Origin of the sequence: Metabacillus indicus, from assembly GCF_046603695.1 — a bacterium.
GTDB lineage: Bacteria > Bacillota > Bacilli > Bacillales > Bacillaceae > Bacillus_P > Bacillus_P indicus.
This window is the reverse complement of sequence record NZ_CP176757.1, coordinates 375079-392822: the sequence shown is the minus strand read 5'-3', so window position 1 is coordinate 392822 and position 17744 is coordinate 375079. Positions and strand designations below refer to the sequence as shown.

The window sequence follows — 17744 nt, the reverse complement described above, 5'->3', positions numbered from 1 at the left end:
TCTGAACATGACCATCACACTAACGAATTTCCATAATTTACACAAAGAAAAACCATAGACAGAAGTCCATGGCTTTTTCAAAAAATTATTCAGCTGGAACTCCAACAGAATCATATGCTGCTATGACAGCTTTTGTTTCAGCAGATGGCTGGCCATTGCGGTCTGGATAAAGATCTCTTGCTGACTGAATTGCAGCCTGGCGCATTTCTTTGAAGCCTGATGATGGAGTGAGATATTTCGTTAAAGCACGGTAGTAGATTTTTTCTGTTTTTTGGCGAGTGATGCCTGTTACAGTAATTCCATAGTGCTCGCCGCCTTCAGAGATCAGGTAGGCTGCTTTGTTATTGATGCTGCTGTTAATATGGACTCCGCCTTTATCTAAAGTGCCTAAGTAGCGGTCATTGTAATGATCAGGATAATGGCCTGAAGGCAGATAGGCTGTGCTCAGCTTTGTTTTCGTCGGATCGCTTAGTGAGCGCAGGCCACCGTCTCCAGGTATATTGGGTGTGAAGATGTCCTCACCCATCTCCCATTCAGGTGCGCTTGCGGAACCACTTGCATGCATCTCTGCCAATGCCCCGAAAATATCTGCAATAGATTCATTGATGGCTCCGGATTCATCCTGATACGTCATGTTTGCTGTTTTAGATATCACACCATGTGTCATTTCATGCCCTGCCACATCAAGTCCTCCTGCAAGCGAGCTGAACTGAACGCCGTCACCGTCTCCGTACAGCATTTGCTTTCCGTTCCAAGCAGCATTGTTCCATTTCTCCCCAATATGAACAGTGCTGACAAGCTTCATGCCATTGCCATCCAAGCTGTTGCGCTTATGCATGGTTTGATAGTAATTATTTACTTTAATCGAGTTGACATGTGCAGATACAGCGGCTGGATCTGCAAAGAAGCTGGTCTTTGTTGTGACCTCTTGGCCTGTATATCCAAAAAGAGCAGAGAGTAGTAGAAACGGAGTTTCCCCCAATCTCTTCGCGCTGAAAGTGTGAACGTCAACCACATTCCCTCCAGAAGCAATAGCCCCGTACAAGTAGCTTGTACCACTTGCCATATCCTTCACAGCAGGGAATGAATGCATCGTACCAGTAACATCCAGGCCTCTTGAATTCACCGGAGAAACAGACGGCAGATCCGCTTCATGAACAGCATTAAAACTCTCCACTACATCTCCTGTTAAAGCATCGACGAAGTAATGGAAATAACCAGGAGCAGGAATGGAAGTAGAAGCTTTGACCAAGTAAGTTAAGTAGTATTTTCCTTCTTGCTTGTAGATCGTTAATTCAGAATCAATGCCGTCATAACCCTTAACTTCCCCTATTTCCGATTCCACGCCTTCTTTTGCAATCTCCACTGCTTCCTCTTTTGATAAGACAGGCTCAGTCGGAATGATTGCACGGGCTAATTTTTGCGTAACATCTCCAAACGAAGCAAACACGTTGTTTTCTGCATCAAGGGCAACACTTTGGCCAGATCCATAGATAGGAATGCCATTGTATTGCTCAACCGTACGCACGTGATATGTATTTGTCGCCGGATCTGCCTGTTCGCTGATAATCTTGAATTGCTCGCCGGTTGTCGCTGCTGAACGAGCCCCGGAATCCGCTACTTTAGACTGAAGAAATGCTTTGACAACCGCATGTTTACTTAACCCTTCTGCTTCAAACAGAACCGTTGTTTCAGCGGCGTGTGCATTTGCTGTCGGCAGTGCGATCCCGCCCAGCACAACGGATAAAGCTAATACTGCTGGTATCACGGCTTTTTTCCCTTTGTTTTTCCTTTTCAAATCCTTCACCCCTTATTCGAATTGAGCTGCTGTAACAATTTGAATTATTGGGAATATTCTCATTTAAGTCAATTGGGTTATTTTTTTGCCTTGTTTTTGCGCTATTTCCCAAGAAATGATGAAAAACGACAAAATCCTATGTTCTTTTCCTGTAAAAATAACCCCATAACAATTTTCGGATCATTCAGTAATAATTAAGGCAGATGCAAAACGCTTGTCCTGGAGGTTTCGGAAATGAAAGGAATACTGCCCAAACTACTATCGCTGCCATGCATGTGCTGTATCGGATTTTATGCTGGCACACAGCTCATTGGCGAAACAGAAGCTGCTTTCACCAGCCAGACTGCACCAGCTCCGCTAACCATTTCGGCAGCCGTCATTTTTCCTGAGGGTGTTCAGCTAATGGAAACACAAGCCCGGCAAATCGGAGAGAAGATGATTCAATCATACAATCGCGTCCCTAAACAGTCAGAAGGCGGCACTCTCGAAGAATTACATGGAACGCTTACCGAGCTTGAAGCCATTGAAAAAGAACTGGGTGCCGGACAGGAAGAACTGGACAACCTCTATATAGAATTGCTCTCCTATCAGCAGCAGTCCGCTTCAGAAAACGGCAAACCGATTGACTACGCGGCAAAAGGGGTGAAAGCCGTCGGCAAAATTATAAAAGAAACAGAAAAGTTCATTGATTATCAGCGGATAAAAGATTTTCAAACTTCTCTTGTTAAACAGATAAAAGAGATGGAAAATCAGCCATTCGTCCAAAAGGAGGCAGCTGAAAGTGATAACGAAACTAGTGAAAAATAGTTTGAGCGGGTTATTCATCCTGATCATCTGCTCTTTGGCGTTCATCGTTCTTTCTTCCCGCTTGACCGGCGGAGAGCCCGCAGTTATGGGCAATCAATTGAAAGCTGTCTTATCAGGATCGATGGAGCCTGTGTTCCAAACAGGGTCTGTCATCTCCATTAAACTTGGAAAAGATCCTTTTACTTATAAAAAAGGCGATATTATTACCTTTCGAATGGGCGAGAAGCTGATTACACACAGAGTCATCGACGTTATGGATCAATATGGACAAGCTGCGTATCAAACAAAGGGTGATAATAATAACGGCCCTGATATGTGGACTGTGCAGCCTGGACAAATCATTGGAGAATACAGCGGATTTACAATTCCTTATGCAGGATACGCCATGAATTTTGCAAACACAAAAGCGGGATCAGCTCTTCTATTAATCGTTCCTGGCGCCCTGCTGTTACTCTCTGCCATGCGCACGATTTACACTGCTGTAAAGGAAATGGAACTGACAAAAGCCGGTTAGATCTCCTATGTATCACAATACATATGAGTTTAATAAATTTTGCTTACATAACAATTTAAAGGGGATGAAGAAATGAGTTTTGTTAAGAAGATAAGCAGCGGGGTTATGACGGCAGCACTTGGACTATCTTTAGTCAGCGGAGGAACCTTTGCGTACTTCAGTGACACAGTAGAAACGAAAAATACTTTTGCTGCAGGAACATTGGATCTTGGGGTTAACCCGAACCTTGTCGTCAACGTAAACAATATTAAACCAGGAGATGAAGTGTACCGTGAGTTCACTCTTGAAAACAACGGGACATTAGACATCCATAAAGTCCTATTAAATACTCAGTATGCTGTAGAAGACTGGAAAGGCGACAACACAGATGATCTCGCCAAACACATTAAAGTTACGATTATGTACAACACGAGCAGCGCAACAAATGCAGTCGTGGAAACAACTCTTGCCGATCTTAAAAACCAGACACCAGACTTAACTCAAATTGATTCGTTCGTCGGAAGCACAACAAAACCTGACGGCATACCTGCTGGCGGCAAAGAAAAAATCTTCGTTCTGTTTGAGTTTGTAGACAACGGACAGGATCAAAATCAATTCCAGGGCGACAAGCTTCAAGTTAACTGGAACTTCAATGCACAGCAAGGCGCAGGAACTTATTATGATGATACAGATGAGAGCAATAACTAATTAAAGGTAAAAACCTTAGAGGTAAATTCAAAGCGAAAATGAAAAAGGATACCAAATTGCATATGGTATCCTTTTTGTTATTCTAACATTTTTTAAGTTACTCAAAGCTCGCAGGTGATCATAACGGTTATATAAATGCTCAAAAACCTGGAAGAGACCGGTTAGCGGCAAGTAAAAACGCCCAATTATAAATCGGGCGTTTTTAGTGCTATTCGATATTTACCTTACTTGTCCATTTCCCGTCATCATATATTTTATCGTTGTCAGCGCCGGCAATCCCATCGGTCCGCGTGCATGGAGCTTTTGGGTGGAGATGCCGATTTCTGCGCCGAATCCAAGCGCGCTGCCATCTGTAAACCTTGTTGAAGCATTATGATAAAGGGCTGCTGCATCGACTAAGTGCATGAAGCGCTTAGCGGTTTCCGCGTTTTCTGTGATGATTGCTTCTGAATGCTTTGTTCCGTATTGATCAATGTGATCAATGGCTTCTTCCAAATTACCGACCGTTTTCACAGCAAGATCAAGGCTCAAGTATTCGTTTGCCCAGTCTTCTTCACCGGCTGGAACAACATTCGGAAGAGCATCTGCAGCCATTTTATCTCCGTGAAGAGTGATACCGTGATCCTTTATAGCTTTTGCAAGCTGGTCACTGTTTTCTTTCAGCCAGTCTTTATGAACAATAAGGGTTTCGGCTGCATTGCATACTGCAGGGCGGTCTGTTTTTGCATTGATGATAATGTTCAGCGCTTTTTCCACATCTGCCTTGCGGTCTACATAAATGTGGCAGTTTCCAACTCCTGTTTCAAGCACCGGCACAGTTGCATTTTCAACCACTGCATTGATTAAAGAAGCACCGCCCCTCGGAATCAGCACGTCGATGTGTTCTTTCATGGTAAAGAGCTGCTGGGTTGCAGCGCGGTCTGTCGACGCAATAAACTGAACGGCTTCTTTAGGGATTTTTGTTTTTTCAAGTGCACGGTGCATGACTTCTACAATCTTTCTATTAGAAGAAAGAGCGGAAGAACCGCCTTTAAGCACAATCGCGTTGCCCGATTTCAGCGCAAGCCCCGCAGCATCTGCCGTCACATTTGGACGCGCTTCGTAAATCATGCCGATGACACCAAGCGGCACACGGACTTCCTGCACGTTCAGCCCGTTTTCAAGCGTCCATTCAGATAAGACATCTCCTGTTGGATCGGGAAGGTCTGCAACCTGGCGCAGCCCCTCTGCAAAGTCCCCGATGCGCTCCTGTGTAAGCGCAAGGCGATCCATATATGCTTTGTCGTATCCTTTTTCTTTTCCTTTTGAGAGGTCTTCTTCATTTGCTTTTAAAATTTCTTCATAAGAACGCTCAAGCTCGTTTGCCGTGATTCTAAGGGCCTCGTTCTTTTCTTCCGTTGTTAACATGCTTAATGTTTTCGCTGCTTTTTTCGCTGTGATTGCCTGTTCTTCCACCGTCATCGGTTTAAGAGCTGCAATACTCATCAAAACGCCTCCTGTTTAATTAGCTCGGCACCTTCATCGAGAAATCCAGAGAGCAGACAAACGTCTCTTGATCAATCGCTGCTGCCGATTCATTGTTTTTCTTCACATCTTTAAGCTGTTCTGAAGAAAAATTGATGCGGCCAAGGCCGAATTCTTCTTCGTCTTCATCTAAAATCGTGACAACTGCCCCGCCGTTAAAGCGTCCTATCACTTCCTGAATATCAAGCGCGTCAATATTTCTCCGTTTATCTATAATCGCTGCTTTTGCATCATTCGAGATCATGACTTTGCCTTCAGGACCTGAGTGAAATGCAATCCATTGTTTCTTGCGGTCAAGGTTAAAGGCATTGGCTTTCGGTTCAAAATACGTCCCTTTCGCCTTTCCGTTTACAGCATCCATTAAAATATCTCTTGTGCTGGATTTACCAAGGAATGACTGAATGCCTGAAGCCATGGCAATCTTAAATGCGGCAATTTTGGATTTCATGCCGCCCGTACCGACCGCACTTCCCGAACCGCCGGCTGCTGCTTCAATTTCCGGCGTGATGGCATCCACTTTTTCAAGCAGCCTGGCATCTGGATTGCTGTTAGGATTATCATCATAGAGTCCGTCGATGTCGGATAAAATAATCAGCAGATCAGCTCCAATGAGAGCTGCAACTTTAGCTGAAAGTGTATCATTGTCTCCGAATTTCAGACGGTCGACTGTGATCGTGTCATTTTCATTCACAATTGGGATGATCCCGCGCTGAAGCAGAACCTCCATCGTGTTCTTCATGTTTCCGTATCGTGTTTCATCTGAAAAGTCGCCTCTTGTGATTAAGAGCTGGGAAGCGACATATCCGTGAGATAAAAAGAGCTCTGAATAAGATTCCATCAGCAGGCCCTGTCCGATTGAGGCTGCTGCCTGTTTTTCCGGAAGGTCTGATGGCCGGTTAATGCAGCCAAGCTTCCTGTAGCCTGCTGCAACAGCTCCTGACGACACCACGACAGTTTCATAGCCTGCATCTTTCAGCTCAACAATCTGGTCTGCCAGCTTTTCAAGCTTTCTGCGGCTTACTTCGCCGTGCATACTTGTCAGTGAACTGCTTCCAATCTTAATAACAACTCTTTTTATCTGTTTCTCTTCTTCGTTTACCATCTTATCCCTCCTGATTTTTTAAGACGGGCTAAGACGTCACCAACGCTCCGGCCATCTCTTCGTTCAGCTCCTTCGAACGTTTTGCAGCATGATAGACTGCTTCTGAAATGGCTTTTCCTCCATTGTTTTTGCGCAATGCTTCAAGCCCTGATGCCGTCGTTCCATTTGGAGACGTTACTTTTTCTCTCAAGCTTGACGGTGCTTCATCATTTGAAAGAATCATTTTGGCCGCACCGAGAATTGTCTGGGCAACAATTTCGCGCACCATGTTTTCGTCCATGCCCTTCTCGACGCCTGCTTTCTCCATGTGCTCCATTAAATAGTAGAAATAGGCCGGTCCGCTTCCTGCAAGACCTGTGAAAATATCCATCTGGCTTTCTTCAATCAAAAAGACTTTTCCCATGCAGCTCAGCAGTTCTTTTACATGCAAAACGCTGTCCATGTCTGTATGCCTTCCCGGACTTAAAGCCGTCGCAGATTCCTGGATCATGCTCGATGTATTAGGCATGACGCGAATCGTCTGCTGTCCGTCCTTCAGGTGATCTTCCATGAATTCAGTCGAAATTCCGGCCAAAACGGAGATCACAACTTGATCCGGCCTTACTTTGTCTTTCAGTTCACCGAGTGCATCCGCTGCACCCTGAGGTTTCATTGCGAGAATAAATAAGTCAATTTCACCGTAAGGCAATGCGTCTTTAGTCAGCGCCTGAATACCGTATTTTGCATTCAACTGCTGAAGCCTCATCTGATTGCTATTGTTTGTCACATACAGTTGATCAGCCGGAATAATTTCTTTTTGTACAATCCCGGCAATCATCGATTCTGCCATCGATCCCGCACCTAAAAACGCTACTCTTTTTTCTCTAAGCATAATGCTGCCCCCTCTGCGTTCGCTTATGTTCCGTTCGTTTTTTCAACGGTTACTATCGTAACATGCTGAGAAGCAGATTCAAGGGATAACAGGACATTCGTGAGGATACGGCCGAGATAGTGAAAGGAAGCGCTATCATCAAGCGGTTTGCCTTCAGCAAATCCGTTTAATCCTGATTAATTCGGTTTTAAGCGGAAATATGGCGATATTTGCAGATGCAAAAAAACTGCCGGCAATGTAATTGCCCGCAGCTTTATCCTAATTCATCACCCATTTGTCTTTTAAAAACAGAATTCTTCCAATGATTAAAGCAATCACAATAACAGCCAGGTTGCTTCCAAGGACAAGGAGAATATGGTCATACTCGACGATGCCAAACAGCAGCTCCTTTAAGATCGTAAACAAGTTCAGTACCGGAATCGCAAAGTGGTGGAGCTCAAATTCATTGATTCCAATGCTCGTAGTCGTTAATGCAGGGATGGTTCCAATCATTAACACCGGAGAACTGTAGCTTTGAGATTCTTTTACAGTCTTGCCAATGATGCTTGTCAGCATCAGAACAGATGCCATGAACATGGCATAAACGACAGATATCAGGAGAGCTATGCCGATGATGATGGGTGCATCGCTTCCGAATGATACAGCTTTTCGAAGGTTCTCTGTTAAAAAGGCAACTTCAAGTGAGACGACACCAAGTGTAATCAGGCCGGTAATGGCTCCAAGAGAAGAAATGGCCAGCCACTTTGAGAAAAGCAGAGTCGTTCTGCTGACAGGTGTCATAAGAAGTGCTTCCATTGTTTTCTTCTCTTTTTCTCCAGCAAAAAGATCGGATGCTGCCGGACTTGCGCCAATCCCGATGGCAAGTGCAAGAATCATCGGCACTAATAAAGCCACGAGGTTAATGGTCGGGTCTTCCTGTGACATTTCCTTCTGCTCAATGGCAAGCGGCTGGATCAGCGACGGATCTGTACCATTCTCAGCCAGGCGCTCCCCTACAACCGTTTTTTCATAGGCAGTCAAGACTCCGGACACAAGCGTCATCAGCGTCGATGAATTCTGGCTGAAGGAGTCGCCGATCATAGTAATGGCAGCTGTTTTTCCATCCTCAATTTTCGCATTAAAATCACTCTCAAGAATCACAGCGGCCTGCGCATCGCCCTCTTTGACAGCCTCTTCAGGATTTCCGGTCTTGACCAGCTCCACATTCTTAAGAGGGGTGAACAATTCCGCTTCCGCCTGACTTATCGTTTCTTCTACAGCAAGCGTATACGTGTTTTCTCCCCCGTCTGAAACCATGCGTTCATAAAACAGTGTCAGTCCCGTCATAAGAATGATCGGCAGAAGGACGGTCAGGATCAGTGTCCGGCTGTCGCGAAAACAATCCTTCATCTCTTTTAAATAACAATTAAGAAGCATATTCATCTCTCCTCACAAGCTTGCTCATGAAAATGTAATTCAGATCACGGCTGCCTTCTTCTTTATAGAGTCCTTCAAGGTCTCCCTGATACACAAGTTCCCCTTTATGCATCATCGCAACAGAGTCACACAGCATCGAGACTTCTTCCATAATGTGACTTGAAAACACAATCGTTTTCCCTTCACGTTTCAGCTGGTGGACAAGCTGTCTGAAGACATTGGACGAGGTAATGTCAAGGCCCGTGGTAGGTTCATCGAACAGAATAATCTGCGGATTGTGGATGATGGCTCTCGCTATGGCCACCTTTTGCCGCATGCCTTTTGAAAAACCGCCGACTTTTCTATCCAGGTAATCCCTCATACCGAACATTTTCGCCAGCTCATCAATCCTTACTTTTGTTTCATGCTTGCTCATTCCGTAAAGACGCGCAAAATACTCAAGATTTTCCCTTGCTGTCAGCCGGTCGTATAAACCAGTTTCTCCTCCAAACAGGACGCCGATCTGTTTCTTAATCGCTGCAGAATTCTTAACTGTGTCGAAGCCCGCAACTGTAACATTGCCTTCTGAAGGTGTGAGGAGTGTGGCAATCATCCGCAGCAGCGTGGTTTTTCCAGCTCCGTTTTCTCCAAGGAGTCCGGTAACCTCGCCTTCTTTCATTGAAAACGACACATGCTTCAAAGCAGTGACAAATGTTTTCTTATCCTTAAATGTTTTTGATACCGCCTGAACGTTTATCATTTTTCTTCACCTCGTATGCGTTCTTTTTGATGTCTTTATCATACAAACCTTTGAAGTGAGAATCTGCACTTATGTCGCGAAATGTTCTTTTCATGTCGCGAAAATGCCAAAACGCTCCTTCAAGATGGTAAAATAAAGTGAATCTTCCTTCATTATGAAGTTCAGTATTATACGCAGAGGAGATTTTCGCATGAAAGTTGGATTAGTAGATGACCGGTTTATTGACCTTGATAAACTGAACGGCATCCTTTCAGGCATTCCGGATGTTGAGATTGTGTTTTCTACACAATCTGCGGAAGAAGCCTATGAGTATATAAAAAAAGAAGCGGTGGATGTGCTGATTGCAGATATTGAAATGCCCAATCTGTCCGGCTATGAACTGGCAGATGTGATTCATTCGCATGCACTCAATATTTCTGTCATCTTTGTGACCGGAAACAGCGGCTATGCTGTTCATGCCTTTGAGCTTAATGTCCATGATTACATTATGAAGCCTTATCCGAAAGAAAGGCTCATAAAATCTGTTGAACGGCTTAAGGAAAAGACACAATCTGCGGATATTGCCGGCAGGCTTTACCTCAAGCAGAAAAACGATATTCACATCCTTCAGAAAAAGGATATTATCTTCATTGAACGTTCCGGCCGGTCGACGACGATCTACACGAAGAGCGGCGCCGTTAAAACATATCTGACACTAAATGAACTTGAAGGCGAACTTAGAGAGCGGGACTTTATCCGCTCACACCGGTCCTTTATCATCAACATTCACTTTGTCAAAAACTTCTCGCTTTACGCCAAAAATTCTTATGTTGTTACCTTCGAGGGATTGGACGGCCAGGCGATGATCACAAAAGAAAAAGTGGATTATCTGCAGAAGCATTATTTTTAAGGCGGGGTACCAATGATCAATGAAAAAATATACTGGGTTCTGGCATCCTTAATTGGAGCGGTTCCTCTTTACATGGCTCTTGAGAAATTTTCCATTTCCTTTTCAGCTTATGCAGCCGGGCTGATTGCAGGAGGAGCGGGACTTATTCTAAGCCGGAAAACCGTCTTTCATTTGACTGGACTAAGCGGAAAATGGCATCTGTTATTAACGATTCTTCAGCTCGCTGTTGTTTCATTGTCGTTCGCCGATTTGCCGGTAATTTTACACTTTATGACACTTTTCCTTTTTGCCGGGACAGAAACAATCAGACTGGCTGCTGCAAACAAGTTTTATGCTCTCTCTCATGAGCTTGAACAGGCTGAAAAGCAGCAGGCGCACCTGAACGAAACGTTTAAAGCGGTGCGGAATGAACGGCATGACTTTTTAAAGCATGTATCTGCCCTGCACTTTTTGCTTGAGCATCAAAAGCATGAGGAGGCTAAAGACTATTTGGATGATCTTGTCGGGGAATATGAGCAGACGAATCTTTCTATAAAAGGAGAGCGCGGCATTGTCGCAGGAATGCTTCATCAGCAGTACAAACGCGCTCAAACAGCAGGAATAACGCTTGTTTATGACCTTGACCTCCCTGTATCAGCCCTTCCTTTACCTGACAGGCACATTGTAGCCCTTGCCGGAAACCTGCTCTCAAACAGCATAGATGCTGCAGAAGAATGGCAAGCTGCAAGAGGCAAACAGGCTGAAGTGTCCATGCAGCTTTATAAAAAAAGCGGGCTATATCTTCTTACCGTAAAAAACACAACCATGCCGCTGCCCGTAAATATCGTTGACCGGCTGTTTGAAGTTGACGGACTCACTACAAAAGGCGAAGAACATGATGGACTTGGGACAAAAATCGCAAAAGATATTGTCCATAAACACGGGGGATATCTCGACTTTGTCCATAAAGATGAACAATTTACAGTGAAGATCAAAATACCTGCGGTAACAGGAGACCATTTATGAATGAGTTTGAACGCATTTTAGAGGGAATAAAAGATTTAGAGGAAGGTCACGCAAAATCACTGCTGAAACTGGCATATTCGAGGCTTGATATCGCGGTTAACGGCAATGGGGGTTATACGATTGAGGATTGTGGACATGACTTAATGAAGATGTTCCGCGATATCCCCCGCTTCATTGACATACAAAAAGAGCAGAAGGACTAATCCCTCTGCTCTTTTTCTTTCCATACTTCAGGAAGCAAATCGGTCAATTCATGCGCGAGCATTGTATGAGCCGATCTGTTCTCTATCCACCTGTCCGCACAGGCGCCGTGAAGATAAACGGCGTTTAAAACGGCATTTTTCCAGTCCTTGTGACAGCAGAGCATCCCGAGCATCATTCCTGTAAGGGTATCTCCTGTCCCGCCTTTTGCAAGGGCGCTGTTTCCGGTCGGATTGGTCCAGGCACTGCCATCCGGAAACGCCGTTACCGTGCCATTTCCTTTTAATACAATTGCAGCTCCGAGCTTTTTTGCCCATTGTGAAGCAAAATGAGCCCTGTTTTCGGCCAATTCATCTGCTTTAACACCTGTGATCCGGGCAAATTCTCCCGGATGCGGAGTCAGAATAACAGGAGATTTTCTCATTTCATAAGTGCGCTCTGACAGCGCACCTGCATCCAGGATAATAGGACAATTCCCCTGAAGAAGGTGCTGTACCGCCTTTTCGGTCTCCTCGTTCGGCTCAAGACCCGGGCCCGCAGCAATGGCTTTATACTCTGCTGTCTTCACTTCTCCGTCCGCCGCCTTTTTTAGGCCGTTCCGCAAATACGTCGACTCCGGAAGCACCGGCACAACATAGGGAATGACCTCTTCCTCAGTCCCGATTACAAGCTTGCCGATGCCGCTGCGCATGGCTCCAATCCCTGAAAGCAAAGCAGCCCCAGGCATGTCTTTGCTTCCTGCAAGAAGAAGACCGGTTCCATAGGTGCCTTTATGGCCGGATTTCGTTCTTTCCGGAAGTGTTGCTCTTACATGATCTTCTGTCCATTCCTCCACCATTTATCACCTCTCAGTATGAGTTAACGCTCTGTTGATTTAATCCCGGTTTTACAGAACGATACCATTTCCAGCAAAGTATGATGATAATCAGCACGTCAATCACATCTCCGCCGTAATACATCAGCATGCTTCCCTGCTCTGCCTGATTGAGCGGCACTCCCTCAGGAGGGCGCACATACAAATACTTGGACAGGATGCCATGGGCGGCAAGCGCCACGAGCAATACCGCAGACCTATATAAATAGCTTACTCTGTGAAAAACAGGATCAATGTAGAGCAGAGACGCCGTGAAGAGGTATCCCGCAAGGAACACATGAAAATGAACGACTGTATGCCAAAAAGCCGACTGATGCATCATGTGATACAAATCAGATGTATAAAGCAGCCAAAGCCCCCCGACATTTAAGACCGCTGCCGTGACTGGATGCGACAGGATGAAAAAAGGCCGGCTCTTTAGAATTCCCGTTACACGCCTTGCCCGGTCAGTATTAAGCGTTCTCAACAATATCGTTCCAGGTGCAGCTAAAACCATTAAAAGAGGTGCAAGCATACCCAGCAGCAAATGGCCGGCCATATGATAAACAAAGTGGCCGTGCGCCTTTTCAGCGAGCGGACCAAAAACAGCAGCGGCTGCACACAGGTTTCCCGCAAGCCAGGATGCCGTCCGGTAAACAGGCCATTTCCGGTACTGTCTGTTTGAATAAACCACGGCTGCGGCATATAGAACGACTGCCAAAACAAATGGCGCAGCCATGGCATATTGAATGCCTGAACTTAATGTGTAATGAGCATGATGCATCTTTAGCCCGCCTGCTTTCTTTTTTCACGGAGAATAAAATACACTCCTAAAAGGAGCATCAGGACAGCTGTTATATTCCAAATCCAGTCATAGATATAAACGTTTTCGACATACCTTATCTGATGCAGCCCCATAAGCTTATGCTGAACGGTGCCGTCGTACAGCTGAAACGCCCCTGCGCCTGCGAGAACGCCTCCCGTCCATCTCATCACATTGAGTGACTGCCGCCTTCTCAGATCAGCAAACAAAAATAATCCTCCGATTGTCGCAAACCAGCTGAATGCATGGAACAGCCCATCGGAAACGAGCCCGATATCCGTCGTTGCCTTATCATAGAAATGATGCCAATGAAGCAGCTGATGAAAGATGGTTTCATCTATAAAAGCGACAAGCCCAAATCCGAAAAGAATGCCTGACAAAAGATTCTTCCTGCGCGCTGTCATATGTATCCCCTCTCCAATAAAGATTCTGTTAATCAAATTTCCCTTCACCATTTAAATGTAAACGAAGTGAGCGCAGGGCTTTAGGATGATTTTTTCTATGGAAGCAGAAAAAGAAAAAACCGCCGTAATGGCGGTTTTCTCATTCAATCCTTGCCTCCCTGCTCACCTTGCAGACAAGCCTCATCAGCGCCCGGTGCGCGACAGGAACCAGGAGGAAGAAAGCATCCATCGTTTTTCTGAGGGGCATGGGGCAAATAACAGGCTGATTCCGGTGAACGCCGTCAATGGCAAGCTTCGCAATCTTTTCAGGTGTCATCATTTTTTGCTTTTTCATCTGGCTGCTCATTTTATCTTTGTCGATGTTGATGGCAGTTGCTTTATTAAAAATGGGAGTATCCACGAAGGCGGGACAGAGAGCCGTTACTTTTACCCCGTGCTCCTCCGCTTCGTAATGCAGGGATGTAGTGAGGCCGACAACTGCGTGCTTAGTGGCAGCGTAGGCGGCAGAGACAGGTGCAGGACCGAGCCCTGCTGCAGATGCGGTGTTGACAATATGTCCAAAACCCTGTTTTTTCATAAGAGGATAGGCAGCCTGAGTGCCGTTCACTGCGCCCCAGACATTGACATCCATGATTGTTTTCCAGTGGTCTATAGACATGTCGTACAGCTCGCCGTACATGGCAATGCCGGCATTATTAAACATATAGTCCAGCCTGCCAAATTCCCGGAACGTCTCAGAAATGAGGTGTTCAACAGAATTGTATTCGCTTATATTCACATGCACATATCTTGATAAAATCTCTTGTTCATTAAATGCTGCTTCTGTTGTCTTACCTTCCATTTCATCCACATCCGCAATAATGACAAATACTTTATTCTTGATAAGCTCGCGGCAAATAGCTTTGCCAATTCCTGAAGCCCCGCCTGTCACAATCGCAACCTTTTTGACCTCATCCATGCACATTCCTCCAATTGGAATATTTACCCACAATTTCATTATATAGGAGGATTAAGCGCGTGAGACAAAATACCTGGATTGTTGCTGAAACCGTCACAATTAAAAAACCTCCAACAATGGAGGTTTCTCATATTATTCAGGAATGCCTGCCTTATCAAAAGGGAAAAAGCGAAGCTTCACTTCTCCGATCACTTCATCCTTTGCTATGGAGCCAATTTCACGGCTGTCCCTGCTCTGGCGGCGGTTGTCTCCCATGACGAAATAGGAGTTGTCCGGCACTGTGACTTGAAAATCTTCTGTCAGCTGCTCCCCATAGCCCAGCATATTTTTATTCGCTGCCAAATAGGGTTCCTCAAACTGCTTTCCGTTGATGTACAGAACATCCTTTTTCATTTCAATTTGATCGCCTGGCAGACCAATCACCCGCTTGATGTAATCCCGTCCTGGTTCAGGTGAATGAAAGACGATCATATCAAACCTCTCAATGCCGCTTTGTTTTGAGATAATCAGCCGGTTTTGATCCTCAAACGTTGGCTGCATTGATTTTCCTTCAACCACCACAGGAGCAAATAAAAACTCCCTGCAAATGACCGCAATGGCCAGTGCCAAAAGGATGGATTTAATCCAGCTCCATATTTCTTTTCTTGTATTGCTGGTTTTTTCATGTGTGCTCATCGCGATTCCTCCAATGGTTAGGCCTGTTTTTTACATAAAACACTATATGGGATGTCCTAGACAAAGAACTTTTTTTATTCTGTTAGACAAAGTCGCGGGGTTAATATTCCAGTCCAGTATACTCTACGAAGAGTTCTGACGAAAAGTTTCACTGAAAGAAAGTATATGTCTATCATGCCACATTCATGAAGAGTTGTCTTATCTTAAGCCGCCAATCATTAGACGAATTGTTTCTCCAATTAGTTACTTATCTTTTTAATAAGAAAAAGCGGCACCTGTTCCAGCAGGTACCGCAGAAAAGCATTATTGACCAGGATACGTTTTCTCTAAGAACGAAACAGACTGAACAATCAACTGCTTAAGTACTTCTTCATCCACATCAGCGAGTTTGTTTATATAGACGCATGCTTTTCCGGAAGTATGCTTTCCGAAATGTTTCAAAAGCTCTTCCCGGTCCGGGTCTCCCGTTGCAAAATAAAGGCTGATTTTCGCTTTGCGGGGGGAAAATCCGACAAGCGGTGCGTCTCCTTCATGGCCTGTAGGATACTTGTAATGGTATGAGCCGAACCCAATAATGCTCGGCCCCCACATCTTAGCTTCATATCCCGTTGTTTCTGTAAAAAGGTCCAGAAGCCTGTAAGCGTCCTCCCGCTTTTTTGGAGATTCGACTCCTTCAATAAACTCCACAACGCTGTGATCTGTTTCCTTTGTTTTCAGTTCATAGGCCATCTGATTCGCTCCTTTTTACAGGTCTTTTTTCAAGTAATGGTGCTTGAAATCGCGTCCGACCCCGTCGAGTGTGCCGTACACCTCATACCCGTGCTTTTTATAAAAATCAACCGCCTGAAAACTCAGTGTATCCACCTTGACAAAGTCACAATCTCTCTCGGAAGCAATTTTCTCCGCCTCGGCAAGAAGCTGTGAACCATACCCCGAGTGGCGCAGATCCTCATCAATCATCAGCGTATGAATCTCAAGCCAGTTCCAGCAAATTTCGCACAGGATACCGCCGCGAACTAAACCGCTTTCATCTTTGAGGTACACATTTACTTCCTCATACCGCCCGTTGAGATCCTCAGGAAAATGCATCGCGTTATACTCATAAAGATTTTGATTCACAAAGTTTTTGTACGTTTGATTGTTTTCTTTTGAAATGATAAATCCCATATGCTGTCTCCCCATTTACTTAATGTCTTAACTACATTCGTGTTAATCGTATAATTTCCTTCATTTTACCACAAAAAAGAGGGTCAGTCCCCTGTCACTTTAACGTGTTGGGGGACTGACCCTCTTTTCATTACAGCATTAAAGCAGAAGGGGGGATTCCCCTTTAGTTTCCGTATACTTTCCCAGTTGACGAGCTGATTGTTCCGCTATTAACGTTCAGCGTATACGAGAGCCCGCCAGAACCGGTCCAGGTTGATAAGTTGAAGGTGTTTCCGTCTTTCAGTTTATAGATGGAGATATTGTTGTATGTAAGCGAACTTCCGCTCACACATCGGGTTGGCGCCTGGTTTGATTTTGCCATGTAGACCGCTGCATTCACAGCCCCTGGCTGGGTTACAACTTTTGCTGTTCCGTCTTTTTCAACAAGCAGCGCCGACTGCTCATTCAGGCCGATGCCTTTGGCAGAGGTTCCTGTCTCTTCCCCGTCCTGAATATTACGGGCCATAAACGTAAGCAGTCTTCCCATCCTGTCTCGCTGCTCGAAATGTGTGTCAGTCTGAATGTTATTGTTGTGAGGGGTCTGGATAAGATAATCCGTGAAAGAAATGAGAGAACTGTACGGGTTTCTCAGAGCAGTTAATGAGTCCAGTGTTTTTGAACCTGCGGATATGGCATCATAGATGTGGTCTCCCTGAATCATGGCACCTGCGCTTGTGCCGCCAAACGGCACATTCTGTATCCGGCTGTTCAGCGCAGTTAAAGCTGGCGATCCCTCAAGGAAATTCACGTAATCTGCCTGGTTTCCGCCGGCGAAGAAAATGGCCTCTGCTTTATTTATGCGGTCAATCAGCGAAGAATCAGAGCCTGCCTGGGTTAAATTCGTCACTACAACTGTATTGACTGAGTTCAGCGGCTTTCCGATAGATTGTGCAAGATCGTAAAGATACTGATTGTAGCCGTTGGAACCTGTTGCCCTGATAATGAGGAAGTCTCCCCCATTGGCCTTTTGGATCATCCATTCCATCGCTTTATCCACATCCGTGCTTCCGCCCATGTATACCTGGCCGAACGATGCAGTTGTCACTTTATCTGTGGTGCTTCCTGTCGTATACAGTGTATACGAAGACGCTGCTTCAACATCATTTACTCCTGAAAACGACACAAGACCGCCGACTAAAGCTGCACATACCATTGCCTTTTTTCCTGCTGCTTTTAACCTCTTCATAAAAAGCCTCCTTTTTATTCGAAAATTCAAATAACTACATGCAAGTTGTGTGCCAACTCACAGGAAGCCTGTCCTTTCAAGGGCTG

General features: G+C 45.2%; 20 protein-coding genes. 6 read left to right on the top strand and 14 right to left on the bottom strand.

Translation table 11 applies throughout. The features are described from left to right. Positions 1–85: 85 nt before the first annotated feature. Positions 86–1798 (bottom strand): M4 family metallopeptidase, encoded by a 1713-nt coding sequence (locus ACK1LH_RS02155; protein WP_029285654.1) that lies wholly within the window; start codon positions 1796–1798, stop codon positions 86–88. Positions 1799–2032: 234 nt separating this feature from the next. Here ACK1LH_RS02155 and ACK1LH_RS02150 point away from each other — a divergent pair, with 234 nt between their 5' ends. The 3 genes from ACK1LH_RS02150 (at position 2033) to ACK1LH_RS02140 (ending at position 3806) form a co-directional block, all read left to right on the top strand. Beyond that, on the top strand, positions 2033–2605 hold the full coding sequence (locus ACK1LH_RS02150) for a DUF4047 domain-containing protein (RefSeq protein WP_029285652.1): 573 nt from the start codon (positions 2033–2035) through the stop codon (positions 2603–2605). Beyond that, the gene (gene sipW / locus ACK1LH_RS02145) at positions 2574–3119 is read left to right on the top strand and encodes a signal peptidase I SipW (protein ID WP_411335058.1); all 546 of its coding nucleotides are present in this window, start codon (positions 2574–2576) and stop codon (positions 3117–3119) included. Before ACK1LH_RS02150 ends, sipW begins: the two co-directional genes overlap by 32 nt. Positions 3120–3191: 72 nt before the next feature. Continuing rightward, a complete protein-coding gene (locus ACK1LH_RS02140) occupies positions 3192–3806 on the top strand; it encodes a TasA family protein (protein ID WP_029285648.1) in 615 nt (204 codons plus the stop codon). A 219-nt stretch (positions 3807–4025) separates the two neighbouring features. On the opposite strand, the gene ACK1LH_RS02135 is transcribed toward ACK1LH_RS02140, so the two are convergent. The 5 genes from ACK1LH_RS02135 to ACK1LH_RS02115 all read right to left on the bottom strand — a co-directional run bounded on the left by ACK1LH_RS02135 (position 4026) and on the right by ACK1LH_RS02115 (position 9458). Beyond that, positions 4026–5291, bottom strand: a complete 1266-nt coding sequence (locus tag ACK1LH_RS02135; protein WP_029285646.1) for a glutamate-5-semialdehyde dehydrogenase — start codon at positions 5289–5291, stop codon at positions 4026–4028. 19 nt (positions 5292–5310) lie between these two features. After that, positions 5311–6432: a glutamate 5-kinase gene (gene proB, locus ACK1LH_RS02130; RefSeq protein ID WP_411334363.1), complete on the bottom strand. Its 1122-nt coding sequence runs from the start codon at positions 6430–6432 to the stop codon at positions 5311–5313. Positions 6433–6460: 28 nt separating this feature from the next. Next, the gene (gene proC / locus ACK1LH_RS02125) at positions 6461–7303 is read right to left on the bottom strand and encodes a pyrroline-5-carboxylate reductase (protein WP_029566414.1); all 843 of its coding nucleotides are present in this window, start codon (positions 7301–7303) and stop codon (positions 6461–6463) included. Positions 7304–7561: 258 nt separating this feature from the next. Next, positions 7562–8719: an ABC transporter permease gene (locus tag ACK1LH_RS02120; RefSeq protein WP_411334362.1), complete on the bottom strand. Its 1158-nt coding sequence runs from the start codon at positions 8717–8719 to the stop codon at positions 7562–7564. Next, positions 8709–9458, bottom strand: coding sequence for an ATP-binding cassette domain-containing protein (locus ACK1LH_RS02115; protein ID WP_029566416.1), 750 nt, complete (start codon positions 9456–9458; stop codon positions 8709–8711). Before ACK1LH_RS02115 ends, ACK1LH_RS02120 begins: the two co-directional genes overlap by 11 nt. Before the next feature lie 190 nt (positions 9459–9648). On the opposite strand from ACK1LH_RS02115, the gene ACK1LH_RS02110 reads away from it, so the two are divergent. From ACK1LH_RS02110 to ACK1LH_RS02100, 3 genes are read left to right on the top strand one after another with little or no spacing between them, the layout of a single operon-like run. Then, positions 9649–10347: a LytR/AlgR family response regulator transcription factor gene (locus tag ACK1LH_RS02110; RefSeq protein ID WP_411334361.1), complete on the top strand. Its 699-nt coding sequence runs from the start codon at positions 9649–9651 to the stop codon at positions 10345–10347. A 12-nt stretch (positions 10348–10359) separates the two neighbouring features. Continuing rightward, a complete protein-coding gene (locus ACK1LH_RS02105; RefSeq protein ID WP_411334360.1) occupies positions 10360–11352 on the top strand; it encodes a sensor histidine kinase in 993 nt (330 codons plus the stop codon). After that, positions 11349–11555 (top strand): hypothetical protein, encoded by a 207-nt coding sequence (locus ACK1LH_RS02100; RefSeq protein ID WP_411334359.1) that lies wholly within the window; start codon positions 11349–11351, stop codon positions 11553–11555. The genes ACK1LH_RS02105 and ACK1LH_RS02100 overlap by 4 nt, the downstream gene beginning before the upstream one ends. Here ACK1LH_RS02100 and ACK1LH_RS02095 read toward each other — a convergent pair. The 8 genes from ACK1LH_RS02095 to ACK1LH_RS02060 all read right to left on the bottom strand — a co-directional run bounded on the left by ACK1LH_RS02095 (position 11552) and on the right by ACK1LH_RS02060 (position 17658). After that, the gene (locus tag ACK1LH_RS02095) at positions 11552–12388 is read right to left on the bottom strand and encodes an NAD(P)H-hydrate dehydratase (RefSeq protein ID WP_411334358.1); all 837 of its coding nucleotides are present in this window, start codon (positions 12386–12388) and stop codon (positions 11552–11554) included. The two genes, ACK1LH_RS02100 and ACK1LH_RS02095, sit on opposite strands and share 4 nt — an antisense overlap. A 13-nt stretch (positions 12389–12401) precedes the next feature. Then, positions 12402–13190, bottom strand: a complete 789-nt coding sequence (locus ACK1LH_RS02090) for a cytochrome c oxidase assembly protein (protein WP_411334357.1) — start codon at positions 13188–13190, stop codon at positions 12402–12404. Positions 13191–13192: 2 nt separating this feature from the next. After that, positions 13193–13633: a DUF2243 domain-containing protein gene (locus tag ACK1LH_RS02085; RefSeq protein ID WP_411335057.1), complete on the bottom strand. Its 441-nt coding sequence runs from the start codon at positions 13631–13633 to the stop codon at positions 13193–13195. Between the two features lie 139 nt (positions 13634–13772). Further along, on the bottom strand, positions 13773–14591 hold the full coding sequence (locus ACK1LH_RS02080) for an SDR family NAD(P)-dependent oxidoreductase (protein ID WP_411334356.1): 819 nt from the start codon (positions 14589–14591) through the stop codon (positions 13773–13775). Positions 14592–14723: 132 nt separating this feature from the next. Beyond that, complete coding sequence (gene lepB, locus ACK1LH_RS02075; RefSeq protein ID WP_342825666.1) at positions 14724–15266, bottom strand: signal peptidase I; 543 nt, start codon at positions 15264–15266, stop codon at positions 14724–14726. 303 nt (positions 15267–15569) lie between these two features. Further along, positions 15570–15995: a DUF1801 domain-containing protein gene (locus ACK1LH_RS02070; RefSeq protein WP_411334355.1), complete on the bottom strand. Its 426-nt coding sequence runs from the start codon at positions 15993–15995 to the stop codon at positions 15570–15572. 15 nt (positions 15996–16010) lie between these two features. Further along, positions 16011–16433, bottom strand: a complete 423-nt coding sequence (locus tag ACK1LH_RS02065; RefSeq protein ID WP_029566426.1) for a GNAT family N-acetyltransferase — start codon at positions 16431–16433, stop codon at positions 16011–16013. Positions 16434–16596: 163 nt separating this feature from the next. Next, complete coding sequence (locus ACK1LH_RS02060) at positions 16597–17658, bottom strand: cyanophycinase (RefSeq protein ID WP_203289464.1); 1062 nt, start codon at positions 17656–17658, stop codon at positions 16597–16599. Positions 17659–17744 lie beyond the last annotated feature (86 nt).

Excerpts from the sequence above, each read along its gene's own strand:
- ACK1LH_RS02150 (WP_029285652.1), top strand. The coding sequence starts at position 2,033 with ATGAAAGGAATACTGCCCAAACTACTATCGCTGCCATGCATGTGCTGT.
- ACK1LH_RS02140 (WP_029285648.1), top strand. The coding sequence starts at position 3,192 with ATGAGTTTTGTTAAGAAGATAAGCAGCGGGGTTATGACGGCAGCACTT.
- ACK1LH_RS02135 (WP_029285646.1), bottom strand. The coding sequence starts at position 5,291 with ATGAGTATTGCAGCTCTTAAACCGATGACGGTGGAAGAACAGGCAATC.
- proB (WP_411334363.1), bottom strand. The coding sequence starts at position 6,432 with ATGGTAAACGAAGAAGAGAAACAGATAAAAAGAGTTGTTATTAAGATT.
- proC (WP_029566414.1), bottom strand. The coding sequence starts at position 7,303 with ATGCTTAGAGAAAAAAGAGTAGCGTTTTTAGGTGCGGGATCGATGGCA.
- ACK1LH_RS02120 (WP_411334362.1), bottom strand. The coding sequence starts at position 8,719 with ATGCTTCTTAATTGTTATTTAAAAGAGATGAAGGATTGTTTTCGCGAC.
- ACK1LH_RS02115 (WP_029566416.1), bottom strand. The coding sequence starts at position 9,458 with ATGATAAACGTTCAGGCGGTATCAAAAACATTTAAGGATAAGAAAACA.
- ACK1LH_RS02110 (WP_411334361.1), top strand. The coding sequence starts at position 9,649 with ATGAAAGTTGGATTAGTAGATGACCGGTTTATTGACCTTGATAAACTG.
- ACK1LH_RS02105 (WP_411334360.1), top strand. The coding sequence starts at position 10,360 with ATGATCAATGAAAAAATATACTGGGTTCTGGCATCCTTAATTGGAGCG.
- ACK1LH_RS02100 (WP_411334359.1), top strand. The coding sequence starts at position 11,349 with ATGAATGAGTTTGAACGCATTTTAGAGGGAATAAAAGATTTAGAGGAA.
- ACK1LH_RS02090 (WP_411334357.1), bottom strand. The coding sequence starts at position 13,190 with ATGCATCATGCTCATTACACATTAAGTTCAGGCATTCAATATGCCATG.
- ACK1LH_RS02085 (WP_411335057.1), bottom strand. The coding sequence starts at position 13,633 with ATGACAGCGCGCAGGAAGAATCTTTTGTCAGGCATTCTTTTCGGATTT.
- ACK1LH_RS02080 (WP_411334356.1), bottom strand. The coding sequence starts at position 14,591 with ATGGATGAGGTCAAAAAGGTTGCGATTGTGACAGGCGGGGCTTCAGGA.
- lepB (WP_342825666.1), bottom strand. The coding sequence starts at position 15,266 with ATGAGCACACATGAAAAAACCAGCAATACAAGAAAAGAAATATGGAGC.
- ACK1LH_RS02070 (WP_411334355.1), bottom strand. The coding sequence starts at position 15,995 with ATGGCCTATGAACTGAAAACAAAGGAAACAGATCACAGCGTTGTGGAG.
- ACK1LH_RS02065 (WP_029566426.1), bottom strand. The coding sequence starts at position 16,433 with ATGGGATTTATCATTTCAAAAGAAAACAATCAAACGTACAAAAACTTT.
- ACK1LH_RS02060 (WP_203289464.1), bottom strand. The coding sequence starts at position 17,658 with ATGAAGAGGTTAAAAGCAGCAGGAAAAAAGGCAATGGTATGTGCAGCT.